This is a genomic window from Ignavibacterium sp. (assembly GCA_032027145.1).
GTDB lineage: Bacteria > Bacteroidota > Ignavibacteria > Ignavibacteriales > Ignavibacteriaceae > IGN3.
On sequence record JAVSMP010000001.1, the window covers coordinates 3,082,982 to 3,099,358 of the forward strand.

Genomic DNA, 16,377 nt, shown 5'->3' on the forward strand with positions numbered 1-16,377 from the left:
CTCCCTTTATTAAAAATAATTTTGAACATAAACTAAGTTAAAATCTAAGCCTCTTTTGGCTCTTTCTTTTTCTTCCCAAACTCAGGATCAATTTTAACAAGAGCTGCTACAATAAATCCGGGAATTGTAGAAATCAGAACCCATTCAAAAAACCTTGGATAACCTATAGCTTCCTGCAAAGCACCTGAAAACATTCCGGGCAGCATCATTCCAAGTGCCATAATACCAGTACATATTGCATAATGTGCAGTTTTATGTTCACCTTGAGAAATCATAATCATATACATCATATAGGCAGTAAATCCAAATCCATATCCAAATTGTTCCAATGCAACTGCAGCATTAATTAATATAAAATCAGTTGGCTGAACATGTGATAGATACACAAAAGCCAAGTCCGGTGTGTGCATAATAATTACCATTGGCCATAGCCACCATTTTAATCCTTGTCTTGAAATCACATAACCGCCAATCAATCCGCCGGCAGTTAAAGCAATTATTCCAACAGTGCCGTAAACAATTCCAACTTCAGAAGTTGATAATCCTAAACCGCCAACTTCTCTCGGATCAAGCAAAAACGGTTGAACCAGTTTAACTAACTGAGCTTCTGCAAATCTGAAGAAGAGAAGAAATCCAAGAATGTTCCATATATCTTTTTTCTGCATAAATATTACAAATGCTTTCAGAAACTCTATGAATGGAAGCATAGCTTCGTTTTTTATTTCAGACTTTTCATATTTATTAACAAAAGCTGCAACATTAGTTCTGAAAATAATTACCAAAATAATAACAAGCAGAATTGTAGAAATAATTGTATCCCAAGGAGATAGGATGCCCAGCAATGAAAGAGTATAGCTTATTAACAAGAACACCAGATAAACTGAAATTGCAAAAAGTGCAAATCCACCTGCAAGCATCCGGATTTGCGAACCGCTTAATTTTTTACCTTTAAGCGTTCCTTTATCTTCAACAGGAAACGGTAAAATGAATTTATGATATAAAAAGAGTAAGATAAACAACCCTCCTGTAATCATAAACACAACAGACCATGCACCTTTAAAACCTAATGATGGTGCCAACTCGCCAGCTATTACTACCAGAGGACCAGAACCAAATAATGTGGCAAAACGAAAAAAGGTTGAACGAACTCCAACATAAGCTGCCTGTTGTGATTGCTCAAGGCTTAACATATAAAATCCATCAGCAGCTATATCGTGAGTTGCAGATGCAAATGCCATTACAGCAAAAACACTTAATGTAAGCTGCAAATAAATTGAAGTTGGTACACTAAAAGCTACTCCAAATAATGCAACCCCGACTAACAATTGCATTGATACAGTCCAAGATCTTTTTGTTTTAAACATATCAATAAATGGTCCCCAGGCAAACTTCAAGAACCATGGGAAATACAGAAGACTTGTAAAAAATGCAATGTTAGTGTTGGATACTCCAAGATTTTTATACATCATTACTGATACAGACATTACCATTACATTAGGGATACCTTGTGTAAAATATAAAGAAGGAACCCACAACCAGGGATTTCTATAGGTAACTTTTTTATCCGACATTTAAACTCCATTTTTTATTCAGTCATTCGAGCGATGTCTTCTGTTCGAAGCGATCTCTTCAACAGATTGCCTCGACCACCCTAATCGGATGAACTCGCAATGACGTCAGTTTTATAATTGTTTTGCCATTAATGCAGCACCAAACTCCGGTGAATGTTCTGCTTCCATTATTTTCACATCGTTAAAACGCCTTATTACCTTTTCATTAAACAAGTATGAAAAATAATTTGGTTTGGTCAATATACTTCCTATCAGTGATACTTTTAGAAGGTCAACTTTTAGTTTTTCTTTCATTGAATAAATATGCAGTAAAAGCTCATCTGCTTCACTTTCCAGAATTTTTTGTGCTGTTTTATCACCATTATCTGCTGCATCAAAAACAAGAGGTGCAGCCGATGCAATATTAAAATTATTTCGATAAACTTCTGTTATTAGTTCTTCAGAAGTTGAAATAGAAAATTCAAGTTTAAGCAGTTCAGCAATCTTGGTTGATTTTGCTCTGCCGTCAAAATATCTTGCTACAGCATTTAATCCTTTTCTTCCAATGCGATAACCGCTTCCTTCATCTCCAATAAATCTTCCAAACCCGCCTACACGGTGAATTTCACCTTTGTCATCTTTACCAAACATAATCGAACCGGTACCAGCAATCAGGATACTGCCAGCTTTACCTGAAAAAGCACCTTCCAATGCAATTCGTGCATCGCTTTCAACTCTGAATTTATTGATTGGAATCGACTTACTTTCAGCATCTGCAAAAATTTGCTTTTCCAGTAATTCAGCATCACTCCTTCTTCCGCCGCCGGTTGTTCCGATTACAATTGCTTCGATATCATTGAAAGAAATATTCTGAGATGACACACATTCATTTAAGAGATTGAGAATAGATTCAGATACCGTTTCAGGTCCAATTACCAAAAAGTTAGATGCAGCACCAATAGTTTCAAATACAGTATTAAAATTTATATCGGTAAGAATACATTTTGTTTTTGTTCCCCCGCCGTCTAATCCGATTAAATATTTCAAATCATCACCTAGAGATTTTCTTTATTAAAATTAAAGCTTTAATGGATAATGAATCCAAGTATCAGATACAATAAACCGGTAATTACTGCCGCCGTTACAGCATAAGGTAATTGTGTTTTAACATGATCAATATGATCGCTTGCGGATGCCATTGATGAAATAATAGTTGTATCAGAAATCGGCGAGCAGTGATCACCGAAAACTCCGCCGCCAAGTGCAGCAGCAACTGTCAGGTACAAATTAGCATCAAGAGCCTGCGCCATTGGAATTCCTATTGGAATCATAATTGCAAATGTTCCCCACGATGTTCCGGTTGAAAATGCAATGAAACAAGCTACTAAAAAAATTATAATCGGAACAAAGTTTGGGGATAACCATTGCTTTGATAATTCTGCTGTATAATATCCAGTGCCCAATTCCTTGCAGACTGTACCAATTGCAAAAGCAAGCATCATAAGTAAAGCAAGCGGAATCAATCCGCTGATTCCTTTAAATATCAAATCTATCGTTTCAGAAAAACTGAAAATTTTTTGAGATATATAGAGAACACTGGCAGCAATAATTGAAGTAAGAACGGAATACAAAACCGCAGTTGAACCTGAACCTTTTCCAATAGCAAAAAATATCTGTTCGTACCAGGGATATTGTGCAATGTTTTCAACTTCTCCCCATCCGGTATAAAGAAGCATCAGCGGCATCATTCCAACCATTACAGCAATCGGTACAATCATATTAATTGCTCTTGCTTTAACATTATCTTTTTTCTCCAGCGAAACAACATCAGCAGAGATAAGCGGCACTGCACCATCTCGAATTACTTTTCCTTCTTTAATTGCTCTTTCTTCAGCTTTCTTCATTGGTCCAAAATCTTTTCCGGATAATATTACAAAAAGAACCATAGCCATAGCAAACATTGGATAAAAATTAACCGGAAATGCATATACCAAAATTGTAAGCGGATTGCCAAATCCTTGCGCAGCAATCAGTCCCATAATGTAAGCTCCCCAGGCATTAAGAGGTATAAGAATACAAGTCGGAGCTGAAATAGAATCACCTATGTATGCTAATTTTTCTCTTGGGATTTTTAATCGGTCAAAAACCGGTCTGAATACAGTGCCCACTGTTAAAGTGTTTATACTGGATTCAACAAAAATTGCAGTTCCGGTTGCCCATGCTAATAGCTGAACAATTTTTCTGCTCTTTCCGATTTTTTTATTTTCAAGATATGTAAGCAGCTTGTTTATCAGATTAACAAAACCAGCTACACCACCAGATCTTTGAATGAATGCAATCAGAGCACCGACAAGACAGCTGAACATTATTGTTCTTGTATTACTTGCCTCTGCAAAAACATTTACTAATGCCTGTATTGTAGCAGTTGTACCAGAGATTAAATTTCCCCCGCTTAGAATAATCCAGCCAAGCCAAATACCGAATAATAAAGAAACAAATACCTGACGGGTTTTAATTGCAAATATAATTGCAAGTAAAGGTGGGAGAAGTGACCAAAATCCGTAATGCTCCATAAATTAGCCGTTAAAATTGGTTTTGATTAATTTGTCCATCAAAGATTAAAAATAATTTATAATCCTTTTGCAAAATATTGAAAAATACTTTCGGGTTAAAATTAAATTTTATTGAACCAGCAATTCTTTAATGTTAAGTTAGGCAATCAAATAATTACTTTTAGTTACTGAAAACAATGTTTTCACTTTAATCAAAGATAGCAGAAGTTATATGAAAGAGAATCTGGCTGTAATAATAATCATTATAGGATTTTTTTTGTTTGGATGTTCCGGATCCCAGCAAATTTCAATAGTTAATATTTCTGAACTTGAATACCCTGTTGATTTAAAGGTAATTAAAAGAACTGATTGGGGTTGGATTCCTTTTGATAGAAATGTTCCGCAGCATCAAATAAATAAAATTACTATTCATCACGGCGGCGAATATTTTGCAGAAGATAAGGATATGATTAGCTATCTCCGTAACCTTCAAAGCTGGAGCAGAAGAGAAAAAAAATGGGCAGATAATCCTTATCATTTTATGATTGATCTTAAAGGAAATATTTATGAAGCCCGCCCAATAAATATTCCAGGTGATACAAATACAGATTATGATGTAAACGGACACGCATTGATTTGTGTAGTTGGTAATTACGAGGTTCAAAAGATAAATGAAGAACAGCTAAGCTCACTTTCAAAACTAACTGCTTTTCTTAAACATAGATTTAATGTTGACTTAAAAGATATAAAAACCCATAAAGATTATACCGAAACACTTTGTCCTGGTAAAGATCTATATAAATATTTTGAGGATGGTTCTTTTCTGAAAATGGTTGAATCAGAACTAGCACAAAACTGCTGTGATAAAAAAGTAATAGTTAAAAGCGGTATTGAAGTTTTAGTTGAACATAATTTCGATATACTTAAAGGCAGAAGAGTTGGATTGGTAACAAATCCAACCGGTGTTGATAGAAATCTTAAATCAACAATTGATATTCTTTTTGAAGCTGAAGGAGTAAGCCTGACGGCACTCTATGGACCTGAGCATGGTGTGCGTGGAAATTATACCGCTGGTGAACATGTTGATTTTTATATTGATGAAACAACAAAACTTCCGGTTTATTCTTTATATGGAAAAACACGTAAACCCAATGCAGATATGTTAAAGGATGTTGATGTAATTGTATTTGATATTCAGGATATTGGCAGCCGGTCTTACACCTACATCAGCACAATGGGTTTAGTGATGGAAGCTGCAGCCGAAAATAATAAAGATGTTGTGATACTTGATCGTCCGAATCCGCTTGGCGGAAACAGAATTGAAGGCAACATAGTTGAAGACGGTTATTTTTCATTTGTAAGTCAGTTTGCAATTCCTTATGTGCATGGATTAACAGTAGGTGAATTAGCAAAATTATTAAATGAAGAAGGAATGCTCCAGAATAAAGTTAAGTGTAAGTTAACAGTTATTCCAATGGAAGGCTGGACACGTGATATGTATTTTGAACAGACCGGTTTGCCCTGGGTTTTGACCTCACCGCATATTCCTCATAGATACTCTCCTTTTTATTATGCCGCTTCAGGAATTCTTGGAGAACTTAGAGGTGTATTATCAATTGGTGTCGGATACACATTACCATTTCAAACCTTTGCAACTGAGTGGATAAATGGAGAAGAACTTTCAAGAAAAATGAATTCTTATAATCTGGATGGAGTAATCTTCAGACCGATTTCTTATAAGCCATACTACGGTTTTGGGAAAGATAAAATGCTTGGCGGAGTTGAAATCTATATTACTGATTACAAAAAAGTTAATTTAACAAATGTGCAATTTTATTTTGCACAGGCAATAAACGAGTTGTATGGAAGAAATATTATCGCTGAAAATGAAGGGCGCTTTGATATGTTTGATAAAGTTTTGGGAACAAATAAGATACGTGAACTTTTTATTCAACGATTAAAGGTTGAAGATATACTTCCCTACTTGAACAAAGACATCGAGAATTTCAGAAGACTTTCTGAAAAATATTATTTATATAAATAAACTTTCAGGCTTCGACTGAGCTAAACATTATTGCTTTGTCACTTTTAGCGGAGTCGAAAAGTGACTGAAAATGTTTTAATAAATAAAAGAAACTATTAGGCTTCGACTTCGCTCAGCCTTACATTATCGGAAATTATTATTGCTTCGTTACTTTAAGCTTACGAAGTAAAAATTTAAGAGAACAAATTACTATGCATTACTTAAAAACAGATTTTATAAAATACAAAAACAATCAACTCTTTATTGAAAACCTAAACGTTGAAAAAATAGCCAATGAATTTGGCACCCCGCTTTATATTTACAGTAAGAATCACTTTATAAAACAATATAATGACTTTGCAAGCGCATTCAGCAGCTTAAACCATAAAGTATTTTATGCCATGAAAGCTAATTATAATCTGAGTGTTATAAATACTTTTGTTAATCTTGGCAGCGGTATAGATGCAAATTCTGAAGGTGAACTGTACCGTGCATTAAAAACAGGAATTCATCCATCAAAAATAATTTTAACCAGTGTCGGTAAAACAAAAAATGAAATTAAAATCGGTATTGAAAAAGATGTGTTGATGATAAAAGCTGAATCCGAAGAAGAAATTGAACTCATAAATAAAATTGCCGGCGGGATGAATAAGACCGCATCTGTTGCGATTCGGGTTAATCCGGATGTGGATGCAAAAACTCATCCTTATATATCTACTGGATTATCATCGAACAAATTTGGAGTTGATGCCAAATCTGCTTTAAATATTTACAAACACAGAAATGAATTTAAGAACATTAAATTTACCGGTATCGATATGCACATCGGCTCACAAATAACTGCAATAGAACCTTTTTGTGAAGCTGTTCAAAAACTTTCAGAACTTTATTTTGAAATTGAAAAAGATGGTTTAAAACTTGAGCATTTTGATGTTGGCGGCGGAATCGGGATTACATACAATAATGAACAATCTTTTACAATTAATGAGTTTGCAGAAAAGACAATTCCACTTTTGAAAAAACTTAATTGTCAGATAATTTTTGAACCTGGCAGATATTTAACAGCTAACGGTGGAATACTTGTAACTGAAGTACTTTATAATAAGAAAAACGGTGATAAAAATTTTGTTATTATTGATGCAGCGATGAACGACCTTCTTCGACCTTCTATTTATCAGGCTTATCATCACGTTCAGCCGGTTCAATTATATGAAGGCAATAAAATAATAGTTGCTGATATTGTCGGTCCGGTTTGTGAATCAGGCGATTACATTGCTCGTAACAGAGAAATACCTGAAACTAAATCAGGTGAGCTTCTTGCTATAATGTCTGCAGGTGCTTATGGAATGGTTATGAGTTCAAATTACAATGCACGCCGTCGTCCTGCTGAGATTTTGGTTGATGGAGCCAATTTATCAGTGATAAGAAGCAGAGAAACTTTTGAACATCTGATTTGGGATGAAAAGATATTGTAGAACTACCAAGATTAATTATTTCTGATTTTTCTTTAACAGTTGTTTAATCAAAGTAACCGGGTGCATTACAACTACATCAACATTAAATTTTTTAGTGCCGTGTTTTATTTGTCCCATACAACCTGGATTTCCCGTTAACACAACTTTTGCATTTGTATTCTTAATATTATTCATCTTTCGCTTCAACTGAATCAATGAATCTTCATATCTTACAACATTATAAATTCCTGCACTGCCACAGCACCAGGTTGCTTCATCAAGTTCAGTGTATTGCACTCCCGGTAAAGATTTAATCACCTCTCTTGGTTGTGAATGCACTTTTTGAGCATGAACCAAATGGCAGGCATCGTGATAGGTTACAGATTCAGGCGTTTGATCTGAAATAAGTTTTAGCTCAGGTTTTTGTTCATAAATAAATTCAGTGATATCCTTAACTTTAGCTGCAAACCTTTTTGCCTTTTCAGCATATAAAGGATCATCCTCAAACAAATAAGCATAATCCTTCATAAAAGCCCCGCATCCAGCTGAGTTTGAAATCAAATAATCATAGTCATGTCTTTCAAAAGCATCAATATTCTTTCTTGCAAGCTTCAGTGCAAAATCCAGATCACCATTATGACCCATAAGCGAGCCGCAGCAAACCTGATCTTCAGGTGTAATAACTTTACAGCCGCATTCTTTCAGAACTTCGATCGTATCTATATTAATATCTGCAAACATTGTATTCATCAAACAACCAAAATGGAATGCAGTTTTAAATTTTACTTCACCCTGGGGCAGTTCAACCTCTTTAATCTGCTTATCGGAGAATATATCAGAAATTGATGGAGATAAAGTTTCAATCTCTGAAAGATTTTTAGAAAATATTTTTAAGATGCCAATTGTTCTGATAAATTTTTGTAACCCTGATTTTTGATAAAACCTTAACACACTTGAAACAAATTTTAATCCATTTCTTGAAGCCACGAATCTTCTAAGTGTAAATCTTTTAATTGCACGTTTAATTCTTGATGTGCCAAAGCCAGCTTCATCAACAACAACCCGGGCTGTTTCAACCATCCTGCCATATTGAACTCCTGCCGGACAAGCAGTTTCACACGCAAGGCAATCAAGACAGAAATTCATTTCCTCTGCAAACCTATCACTTAATTCCATTTCACTTCTTGCAACTGACTTTATCATTGCTATTCTTCCTCTTGGAGAAGAGCGTTCAATCTTGGTAATATCATAAGTCGGGCAGGTTGCCAAACATAAGCCGCAATGAATACACTGCTGAAGTATATCATCGTGAGGTAAAACTTTTAAAAGATCTTTATTATAGGTTTGCTTATTCATTAAAGTCTTTTATTTGTTGGCGTTTAAGTGGTAAGTAACCCTCACACTTGGGTGAAATAGAAAATATCTTTTCAGGATTAAGGATATTATTTGGATCAATTGCACATTTAATTCTCTTCATCATATCAACGCCTGCAGGACCGGCAACTGATTCTAAAAATTGTTTTTTAGATAAGCCTGTTCCATGTTCACCGGTAATCGTGCCGCCTAATTTGATTGCTTCGTTAAAAATGTATTCAAAAGCTTTATGTGCCTTATCAAGTGCTTTGCTGTCTCTTTCATCGGTAAGACAAGTCGGATGCAGATTTCCGTCACCGGCGTGTCCAAAATTACCAATCATAACATCGAACATTTTTGCAGCTTTTGTTACTTTTTCAATCATAACAGGTAGCTCACTTCTTGGGACTGTTGCATCTTCCAAAATAGTTGTAGGCATTTTACGTGCAAGTGCACTAAAAGCGCTTCTTCGTGCAGTCTTAAGATTTTCTGATTCTGTTTTATCAGTTGCTCCTTTAAGAGCAGAAGCATTATTTTTAACCGCAATTTTTCTTATCACTTCAGCATCTTCCTGCACTTCAGAATCACGCCCATCAACTTCAATAAGTAAGATAGCTTCGCTTTTTCTCGGCAAACCTATATGTGCATAATCTTCCACACAATTGATTGTAGTGTTATCCAAAAATTCCATCATTGATGGTACAATGTGAGCAGCAATAATATCTGAAACAGTTTTTCCCGCATCAACAAGCTTATTAAAAAATATCAGCAAGGTTATTGACTTAGTTGGTTTTGGTAATAGCTTTACTAAGACTTTAGTTATGATTCCAAGTGTACCTTCACTGCCGATAATAAAATCTTTCAGATTATATCCTGCGGCATCTTTCATATTTTTCCCCCCGGTTTTTAATAATTCGCCATTTGGGAGAATCATTTCAACACCAAGCACATAATTTTTAGTAACACCATATTTTAAGCCTCTAAGTCCTCCGGCATTACTTGCCACATTACCGCCGATCGTACATACAGTTAAACTTCCGGGATCCGGAGGATAAAATAAACCGATTTTTTCAACCTGATTCTGAAGTTTACCGGTAACAACCCCAGGTTCCACCCATGCAGTTAAATTACTGGTATCGATTTCCAAAATACGATTCCACTTTGTCATAACAACAACAACAGAGTTATCTACCGGTATTGATCCGCCGCTTAAACCTGTACCTGCTCCGCGTGGTACGACATTAAACTTTTCCTGATTAGCAAGTTTTAAAATTTTTGATATTTGTTCAGCATCTTCCGGGAAAAGAACCGCTTCAGGCAGATGTCTGTAAACAGGAGTTCCGTCATAAGAATAAACAAGCTTATCTTCTTTGGAATCGAAGAAGTTTTGTGATCCTACAATTGATTTTAATTTCTCGGTTGTGAATTGATCCATATCTATTTCATTTTGTTTATACAAATTTACTCAAAATGATATTGGTTTTCGATAATTTCTTACATTTTTTTAGATAATCACTAACCGAACCAGAGAGGATATTTTACTTAACAATCACTGATATTTATATGTTTGCTAATTGTGTAACATTGATTTTGTTCACATCAATTACCACTTATCAAATTTTAAAAAAAATATTTTGTAAGATTTGTTTAATTTTACATAGTAGGTTTTCTAACACTTAAAAATTCTTACTTTCAACAATAAATCTTATTTAATACAAAATTTGCTAGTTCATATTAGAGAAATAGATGAAGACTAAAAACCCCCCTTTTTATTTTACTTTTTTCATAATTTTATTTTTAACAACAGTCTTTGGCAGAAATACTTCGGCACAGCAAAAGGTTCTGAACATTAAAGAAGCAATTAATATTGCTCTACAGAACAACCGCGATATTTCAATATCAGTGATGAATGTTAAAAAAGCTGAAGCAGCAGTTGATGAAGCTTTTGGATATGCACTGCCAAGTCTTGATTTATCCGGCAGTTTTTCCCACTTTATTAAAAAGCCTATGATGTTGTTTCCGGATTTTCAAGCACTGTTAACAAATGCAACATATTCAATTCTTTTCGATGAAAATGTTATACCGCGTGATAATAGTAAGTATATGCCTATGAATAATATCTTACAATCATTTTCTCAGTCAAATAACTTTTCAACCGGTATAACACTTACACAAACACTATTTAGTTCGGCTGTATTTAAGGGAATCGGTGCATCAAAAATTTATTATGAACTTGCTAAAGCAGATCTCAATAGTACTGTTTCTAAAACAGTTTTATCGGTACAAAAGACTTTCTATGGAGTATTGCTTTCTAAAAAAGTACTTGAGATAACAAAACAAAGTTTTGATAATGCGATGGATAATCTTAATAATGTTAAAGCATTGCATAAACAGGGACTTGTTTCAGAATTTGATATGCTTCAGGCAGAAGTTCAGGTTGAGAATATTAGACCAGTCCTTTTGCAGATGGAAAATAATTTAAAGACTGCTGCGGATGGATTAAAAATTGTGCTTGGCATAAATCAAAGTGAAGAAATTGATGTACAGGGAGATTTTGTTTATCAATCGTTTGAGCATTCAGATGAAAATGATTTAATAAATGAAGCACTTACTGAAAATTTTGAATTAAAAACTCTTGATCTTAAAAAGCAGGTTGATGAAGCATTCATTGATCTTGATGTTGCTGGTTATTGGCCTACTCTTGCTGCTTTCGGTCAGTATTCTTATGCTGGTTCTTCTGAAGATTGGAACTTTAATACTTATTCATCTGCAACTGTTGGCATAAGTTTATCCATTAACCTTTGGCGGGGAAACAGAACAAAACACGCAGTTGAGCAGTCAACTATTACTTTTCAACAAACTGAAGAAAGATTAAATCAATTGCAGGATTACACAATACTTAGTGTTAAATCTAAATTAATGGAATTAAAAAGAGTAGAATCATTATTAGATGCCCAAAAACGTATTGTAGGAGTTGCTCAAAGAGCTTATGAAATTGCAACCACAAGATATCGGGAAGGAGCCGGCAGCCAAATCGAAATTCAGAATTCTGACATGGCTTTAAAGCAAGCCCGGTTAAATCTGATTCAAATTACTTACAATTATATTGTTGCTAAATATGAACTTGAACAATTACTCGGCAGAACATCTTCTGAGTATCTAACTAACTTTTCAGAAATTGAATAAAATTTATCCATACTATCAGGAGAAATTATTTAGATGAAAAAACTAAAATCAAATAAAATATTAACCGGTACAGCTTTAACCCTTTTAACATTTTTAATACTTGCAGGCTGCGGCGGTGATAACAAAAAAGATAAAAGCCCGGAACAGATTAGAAGTGAAGAAGGAATTCCTGTAAGAATTGAAGAAATAAAATATCAGCCTTATGAAAAATATTTATCATTCTTTGCAAAGCTTACTGGAATTAAAGAAGCAACAAAAGGAGCAATGGTTGGTGGTAATATCACCAAAGTTAATTCAAAAATCGGCGACTATGTAAAAGAAGGACAAATAATTGTTGAGTTTGATTCGGATAATCCAGCATTGCAATACAATCAGGCAAAAACAACCTTTGAAAATTCTGAGAGGAATTATCTTAGAATAAAAGCATTATATGAAGATGGTGAAACATCATTAGCTGCTTTTGAAGGTGCTCAGACTCAATTTGAAGTTGCTCAAAGGAATTATCTGTCTTTAAGAAAAATGCTGTTTATAGAATCTCCTTTTGACGGCTATATAGTAAATCTAAAAGTAAATCCAGGTGACGGAGTTAAAAGTGAGGCTCCTCTTTTTACAGTATCACAAATATTTAAAATGCGAAGCAAAATCTGGGTATCCGAAAAAGAAATTGTTCAGTTTAAAAAAGGGATGACAGCAGTAACAGAGTTTGGAGGGCAAAAGTTTGTTGGTAAAGTTATTGAAATTGCTTTGGCAATTGACCCGGCTAAACAAGCTTTTTATGTGGAAGTAGAATTTGATAATCCCCGTAGTATTTTAAAAAGCGGTTTAACAAACGAAGTAAAAATCTTAACCTATGAAAACCCGAAAGCAATTGTTATTCCCAGAAGTATTGTTATGAATGATGAGAATGGTTCGTATGTATTTGTAAACGATAATGGCAAAGCATCAAAAAGATATATCTCCAATGGAAGCGAAAGCGGTTTAATGTACGAGATAAGTTCGGGATTAAACTCAGGAGAAATGTTAATTGTTAAAGGCGCTTCTCAGTTAGAAGACGGAAGCAAAATCAATGTTATTCAATAAAAGGAAATCCAGATGTTTCTTGCAAAAGTATCAATAAACAGACCCGTCTTAACTATCGTAGGAATTTTAGTTTTCCTGATCTTCGGTTTGATTGCATATTTTGGTTTAAATCTTAACCTTATGCCGGATGTCGAAATACCATTTGTAACAGTAAGAACAATATATCCCGGAGCTGGTCCTAAAGAAACTGAAACTCTTATAACAAAAAGAATTGAAGACGCAGTTGCAACAATTAGTCAGATTGAACGAATCGAATCATATTCACTTGATGGCGCTTCAATTATTATAATTGAGTTCCAGTTATCTAAAGATGTAAATGTAGCTAATCAGGAAGTAAAAGATAAAGTTGATTTAATAATTAATGATTTGCCGGATGATGCATTTGAACCGGTTGTTCAAAAAATTGATCTCAGATTAACTCCGGTTGTTGATGTAGTTTTAAGCGGAAATCTTAACCCAAGACAATTATATGAAATTGCCGATAAAACTTTAAAAGACAGATTTTCTCAGATAAACGGAGTTGCTAATGTCCAAATAACCGGTGGACAGGAAAGAGAGATTCGTGTTGTTCTTGATAACAAAGTAGTTTATGAAAATAATATTTCATTACCTCAGCTAAGTCAGATGCTAAGAATGCACAATATGGATATTCCGGGCGGTTATTTTCAGATTGGAAGCCAGGAATATACAGTAAGACTGCAGGGACAGTTTCAAAATTCAAATGATATTAGTGAACTGGAAATACCAACTGCTTTTGGTCCAAAAAAAATCAGACAGATCGCTGAAGTTCAGGATTCAGGTAAGGATATCAGACAAAGAGCTACCTTTTTTAATGCGGTTGAAAATTTCAAAAATGAAAATGTTGTCCGACTTGGAATCATAAAAAGTACTGATGGTAATGTTGTAAAAGTTGCTGAAGCTATCCGTAATTCACTTCCTGATATCCAAAGCACTTTGCCCGAAGGAACAAAACTTGAAATTGTAAATGATGCATCAAACTTTGTTCAGAGCAGTTTTGATGACACAATGAGCAACATTTACCTCGGAGTTCTGTTTACTTCGCTTGTTCTATTTTTATTCTTACACGACTGGCGATCTACAATTGTTGTTGCGATGTCAATGCCTACTTCGATTATTTCTACATTTTTATTATTACAGGCTTTTGGATTGTCTTTAAATATGATGACTCTGATGGGTCTTTCTGTTTCTGTTGGAGTACTTGTTGCAAACTCTGTTGTTGTGCTTGAAAATGTCTTCCGTTATAAACATATGGGCTTGTCAATTAAACAAGCAACATATAAAGGCACATCTGAAGTTGGAGTAGCTGTTCTTGCATCTACACTAACTAATATTGTTGTATTCTTACCTATAGCAAATATGTCCTCGATGGTAGGTTTGATGTTGAAAGAATTAGCTTTGGCTGCGGTTTTTGCAACAATATTTTCATTACTGATGTCCTTCACTTTAACACCATTGCTTTCCTCAATATTTCTTTCGAAAGAACATAAGACAGGAAAGTTTGTAAACTGGTTTAATAAATTTGATGCCCTGCAAATTGATTACTATAAAAAGATGCTCAACTACATTCTTAAATCCAAGCTTAGAAGTGGATTAACTGTAGCTGCAACAATTGTAATATTCATTATTGTTATTTTGATTTTCGGTCCAAGACTTGGATTTGAATTTATTCCGACTACTGATGATGGTAAAATTGTAGTTAAAGTAGAACTACCTCCCGGAAATAATCTTGATGAAACTGCTAACACCATTCGTTTGGTTGAAGAGAGAGTAAAAAAGCATAAGGAAGTAAAATACATTTTAACAGATCTTGGAAAACTTAGTGATCTTGATGTTGGTACAAACATGGCAGTTATGAATGTACAGCTTACAGACGCAAATGAGCGCGATATTAAACTGCTTGAACTTATTTCAATGCTTAATACAGAACTTGTGGATATCCCAAATGCAAGTATCAAAGTAGATGTCGGATTTCGTATGGGCGGACAGGAAGCACCAATTCAGTTTTTCTTGCTAGGACAAGATCTTGAAGAATTGGAGATATTGAAAAACCAAACTATTAAAAAGTTAAAAGATGTTCCTGGATTGATTAATTTTGATAATAGTTCTAGAGCAGGAAAACCAGAAATTACTATTTATCCCAGAAGAGAAAAATTAACTGAATTGGGTATGACAATTACCGAATTAGCGTTAACTCTGCGCTCGGGAATTGAAGGTATTCAATCGGCAAAATACCGTGAACGTGGTGATGAATATGATATTACTGTTACTCTTGATGACAAATCTGTAAACACACCCGAAAAGATCGGAAATATCTCCGTTGCGACACAATTTGGTTCATTTAGAATTGCCCAATTAGCTGATGTTAAATTTACAGAAGGATTTACTACGATCTTGCACAGAGACAAGTTTACATCAATAATGTTTACAGGTGCTGCTGCGCCCGGTGTTCCTTTGGGTAATGTTACTAGTGAAATTCAGAAAAGATTTGAAGAAATTGAACTTCCGGCAGGTTATACTTTTACCTGGGGTGGAAATGTTAAAATGATGAACGACATGATTCAAGATATGATCTTCGCATTCTTTTTAGCGGTTCTGTTAACTTATATGCTGCTCGCAGCAATACTAGAAAGTTTTTGGCAGCCCGTTCTGATAATGTTTACTGTTGTACTTGGATTGATTGGTGTTGTGTTGGCATTATTTTTTACTAATACTGCTTTTAGCATTACATCTTTAATGGCTATCATTATGTTGATTGGAATTGTTGTTAATAATGCTATTCTTATTCTTGACTACACAAATCAACTTAGACGTGAACAAGGTTATCTGCCGAAAGCTGCTCTTCTTGAAGCAGCACCCATCAAATTAAAGCCTCAGTTAATGTCATCAATTGCAATTATTCTTGGAATGCTTCCATTGGCTTTAGGTATCGGTGCAGCAGGTAAAGAAATAAGAATGCCTTTAGGAATTGTAGCTATCGGCGGTTTACTTATCTCAACCGCATTAACATTATTTGTTATTCCGGCACTTTATTATTTGACTTCAAAAGAAAAATTTGTCGATCCAATGAGCAGAGAAAAAGTGTAAACAATAATTTTCACAATTGTAAAGGGTGAGCTGCTTGCTCGCCCTTTATACTATTTCTTTTACAATTTCTTACT

Annotated in this window: 10 protein-coding genes; 5 read left to right on the plus strand and 5 right to left on the minus strand. The window is 34.5% G+C overall.

Translation table 11 applies throughout. The features are described 5' to 3' along the window. Positions 1-44: 44 nt before the first annotated feature. The 3 genes from ROY99_12990 to ROY99_13000 all read right to left on the minus strand — a co-directional run bounded on the left by ROY99_12990 (position 45) and on the right by ROY99_13000 (position 4,123). A complete protein-coding gene (locus tag ROY99_12990; protein ID MDT3697292.1) occupies positions 45-1,571 on the minus strand; it encodes an MFS transporter in 1,527 nt (508 codons plus the stop codon). A gap of 111 nt (positions 1,572-1,682) precedes the next feature. Then, positions 1,683-2,597, minus strand: coding sequence for a BadF/BadG/BcrA/BcrD ATPase family protein (locus tag ROY99_12995; protein MDT3697293.1), 915 nt, complete (start codon positions 2,595-2,597; stop codon positions 1,683-1,685). Between the two features lie 38 nt (positions 2,598-2,635). Further along, positions 2,636-4,123, minus strand: a complete 1,488-nt coding sequence (locus ROY99_13000; protein ID MDT3697294.1) for a Na+/H+ antiporter NhaC family protein — start codon at positions 4,121-4,123, stop codon at positions 2,636-2,638. A gap of 211 nt (positions 4,124-4,334) precedes the next feature. Here ROY99_13000 and ROY99_13005 point away from each other — a divergent pair, with 211 nt between their 5' ends. Continuing rightward, on the plus strand, positions 4,335-6,146 hold the full coding sequence (locus ROY99_13005) for a DUF1343 domain-containing protein (GenBank protein MDT3697295.1): 1,812 nt from the start codon (positions 4,335-4,337) through the stop codon (positions 6,144-6,146). A 191-nt stretch (positions 6,147-6,337) separates the two neighbouring features. Then, complete coding sequence (gene lysA, locus ROY99_13010) at positions 6,338-7,600, plus strand: diaminopimelate decarboxylase (GenBank protein MDT3697296.1); 1,263 nt, start codon at positions 6,338-6,340, stop codon at positions 7,598-7,600. 15 nt (positions 7,601-7,615) lie between these two features. Here lysA and ROY99_13015 read toward each other — a convergent pair whose 3' ends face one another. Next, on the minus strand, positions 7,616-8,935 hold the full coding sequence (locus ROY99_13015) for a (Fe-S)-binding protein (GenBank protein ID MDT3697297.1): 1,320 nt from the start codon (positions 8,933-8,935) through the stop codon (positions 7,616-7,618). After that, positions 8,928-10,367, minus strand: a complete 1,440-nt coding sequence (locus ROY99_13020) for an FAD-linked oxidase C-terminal domain-containing protein (GenBank protein MDT3697298.1) — start codon at positions 10,365-10,367, stop codon at positions 8,928-8,930. The genes ROY99_13015 and ROY99_13020 overlap by 8 nt, the downstream gene beginning before the upstream one ends. Before the next feature lie 311 nt (positions 10,368-10,678). Here ROY99_13020 and ROY99_13025 point away from each other — a divergent pair, with 311 nt between their 5' ends. Genes ROY99_13025 through ROY99_13035 form a run of 3 tightly spaced genes read left to right on the plus strand, consistent with a single transcriptional unit; the run spans position 10,679 to position 16,303 of the window. Then, complete coding sequence (locus tag ROY99_13025; protein MDT3697299.1) at positions 10,679-12,118, plus strand: TolC family protein; 1,440 nt, start codon at positions 10,679-10,681, stop codon at positions 12,116-12,118. Positions 12,119-12,151: 33 nt separating this feature from the next. Then, positions 12,152-13,198 (plus strand): efflux RND transporter periplasmic adaptor subunit, encoded by a 1,047-nt coding sequence (locus tag ROY99_13030; GenBank protein MDT3697300.1) that lies wholly within the window; start codon positions 12,152-12,154, stop codon positions 13,196-13,198. 12 nt (positions 13,199-13,210) lie between these two features. Beyond that, on the plus strand, positions 13,211-16,303 hold the full coding sequence (locus tag ROY99_13035; GenBank protein MDT3697301.1) for an efflux RND transporter permease subunit: 3,093 nt from the start codon (positions 13,211-13,213) through the stop codon (positions 16,301-16,303). The last annotated feature ends 74 nt before the right edge of the window (positions 16,304-16,377 follow it).

Bases quoted from the DNA above. Each gene is read 5' to 3' on its own strand.
- ROY99_13005 (MDT3697295.1), top strand. From the start codon at position 4,335: ATGAAAGAGAATCTGGCTGTAATAATAATCATTATAGGATTTTTTTTG.
- lysA (MDT3697296.1), top strand. From the start codon at position 6,338: ATGCATTACTTAAAAACAGATTTTATAAAATACAAAAACAATCAACTC.
- ROY99_13035 (MDT3697301.1), top strand. From the start codon at position 13,211: ATGTTTCTTGCAAAAGTATCAATAAACAGACCCGTCTTAACTATCGTA.
- ROY99_13020 (MDT3697298.1), bottom strand. From the start codon at position 10,367: ATGGATCAATTCACAACCGAGAAATTAAAATCAATTGTAGGATCACAA.
- ROY99_13030 (MDT3697300.1), top strand. From the start codon at position 12,152: ATGAAAAAACTAAAATCAAATAAAATATTAACCGGTACAGCTTTAACC.
- ROY99_13000 (MDT3697294.1), bottom strand. From the start codon at position 4,123: ATGGAGCATTACGGATTTTGGTCACTTCTCCCACCTTTACTTGCAATT.
- ROY99_12990 (MDT3697292.1), bottom strand. From the start codon at position 1,571: ATGTCGGATAAAAAAGTTACCTATAGAAATCCCTGGTTGTGGGTTCCT.
- ROY99_13025 (MDT3697299.1), top strand. From the start codon at position 10,679: ATGAAGACTAAAAACCCCCCTTTTTATTTTACTTTTTTCATAATTTTA.
- ROY99_13015 (MDT3697297.1), bottom strand. From the start codon at position 8,935: ATGAATAAGCAAACCTATAATAAAGATCTTTTAAAAGTTTTACCTCAC.